Consider the following 2051-nt stretch of genomic DNA (forward strand, 5'->3'; position numbering starts at 1 on the left):
CGCGTCCTCCGGGCCTCAGTTAAATCTCCAAATTCGCAATTTTATCACTTTTTTAACGTCTCATCGTTGCTCTTTTGACATGAATGATTGTATAATGTTAACAGAGCAGTAACAGCTGCAGGCAGGAGGAATTTCTTTATATGTGCAGTCAGGATAACGGCGACATGAAAAAACAACATGCGCTTTTTAAACAATACGGTACGATTAACGACTGGATAGTGACCGGCGCCTTACTTGCCGTCGCTACCTGTCTCTCCTATATATTTTTTCATATCATGGATAATCCGACCGCCAATATCGCCCTGTGTTATATTCTGGCGCTGTTTTTAACGGCCAGGTTTACGAGCGGATATTTTTACGGGCTTTTCGCCTCGCTGTTTGGCGTTGTCTGTGTCAACTTTTTATTTACATATCCTTATTTTGCGCTGGACTTTACACTGACCGGATATCCCATCACCTTCATCGCCATGTTTTCCATCTCCATCGCCACAAGCGCCCTGACTACGAATATGAAGGAACAGGCAAAGGTTCTTTCCGAACGTGAGAAGCTCTTGATGGAGGCCGAGAAAGAGAAGATGAGAGCAAACCTGCTCCGGGCCATATCACATGATTTGCGGACCCCTCTGACCAGCATTATCGGTTCGAGTACCGTTTATCTGGAGAACGGCAAGTATCTCACGGAGACCGAAAAAAGTGATCTGGTCTCACATATTCTGGAGGATTCCAACTGGCTCCTCAACATGGTGGAAAACCTGCTGTCCGTCACACGTATAAATAATGAAACCACTAAAGTAAATAAATCCCTGGAGTCAGTTGAGGAGGTTCTGGCCGAAGCCGTACTCCGCCTCAAGAAGAGGCTGCCGGATGCCAGAGTGAATGTCTGTGTACCCGATGAAGTGCTGATGATTCCAATGGATGCCGTTCTGATTGAACAGGTATTGATTAATCTGATGGAGAATGCCTTTGTCCATTCAAAAACCACGGAGCCGGTAGAATGTTACGTGGATACAGGCGATGATTATATCACGTTCCATGTACAGGATCATGGAATTGGAATTCCCCCTGAGAAGTTAAGCACTATCTTCGACGGTTCTTCTTCCACCACCAGTACATCCAATGACGGAAGAAAGGGAATGGGCATCGGTCTTTCCATCTGTAAGACAATTATAGTCGCCCATGGCGGCGATATCAAGGCAGCCAACCATAACAACGGCGCCGAATTTTATTTCACATTGCCAAAGGAGGGCTCAAAAATTGACTCATAAAACATCGATTCTTCTGGTAGAAGATGAAAAGAACATCTGCGATTTTATTTCTACCTCTTTATCCGCGCAGGATTATAAAATCACGGAAACTCATTCCGGAAAGGAAGCGCTTCCGATTATCACTTCCCAGTGCCCGGATTTGATTCTGCTCGATTTAGGCCTTCCTGATATGGACGGAATGGAGATTATCAAGCAGGTGCGCACCTGGGCCAGTATCCCGATTATCGTTATCTCCGCCCGCACACAAGAGCAGGAGAAGGTGAAAGCGCTGGATCTCGGCGCCGATGATTATCTGACCAAGCCGATTGGGACTTCCGAACTGCTGGCCAGGATCCGCACCGCGCTCCGCCACAGCAACCGGCTGAATACGGACTCGCCGCTTTACAAAAGACCGTTTCACGCCAGGGATTTGACCATTGATTTCGAAAAGCATCTGGTTACTCTGGGCGAAAAGGAGATTCATCTGACCCAGATCGAATTCAAGATTATCTCTCTCCTGGCCAAGAACTCCGGCCGTGTTATGACATATGACGCCATTATTTCTAATATATGGGGACCCTATGCAGATGATGACAACAGCATCCTTCGCGTTAACATGGCCCATATCAGAAGAAAGCTGGAACAGAACCCGGCTGAGCCACAGTACATATTTACGGAAATCGGGATTGGATACCGGATGGTGGAGGACGAAGCAGGGAATTAATGGCTGCTGCGCTTGTTTGTAACAGTTCAGACAGGAAGGCTGCTAAGACCTGATTGGAGATTTAGTTAAGCAGGTGAGGACGC

Annotated in this window: 2 protein-coding genes; both read left to right on the forward strand. The window is 47.0% G+C overall.

The annotated features are described in order from the left end of the window. Positions 1 to 140: 140 nt before the first annotated feature. Positions 141 to 1265 carry a sensor histidine kinase gene (locus CLOSYM_RS14650; protein WP_003498252.1) on the forward strand — a complete coding sequence of 375 codons (1125 nt, stop codon included), beginning with the start codon at positions 141 to 143 and terminating at the stop codon, positions 1263 to 1265. Beyond that, on the forward strand, positions 1255 to 1968 hold the full coding sequence (locus tag CLOSYM_RS14655) for a response regulator (protein WP_003498254.1): 714 nt from the start codon (positions 1255 to 1257) through the stop codon (positions 1966 to 1968). The genes CLOSYM_RS14650 and CLOSYM_RS14655 overlap by 11 nt, the downstream gene beginning before the upstream one ends. Positions 1969 to 2051: the final 83 nt, after the last annotated feature.

It is taken from the genome of [Clostridium] symbiosum ATCC 14940, from assembly GCF_000466485.1.
GTDB lineage: Bacteria > Bacillota > Clostridia > Lachnospirales > Lachnospiraceae > Otoolea > Otoolea symbiosa.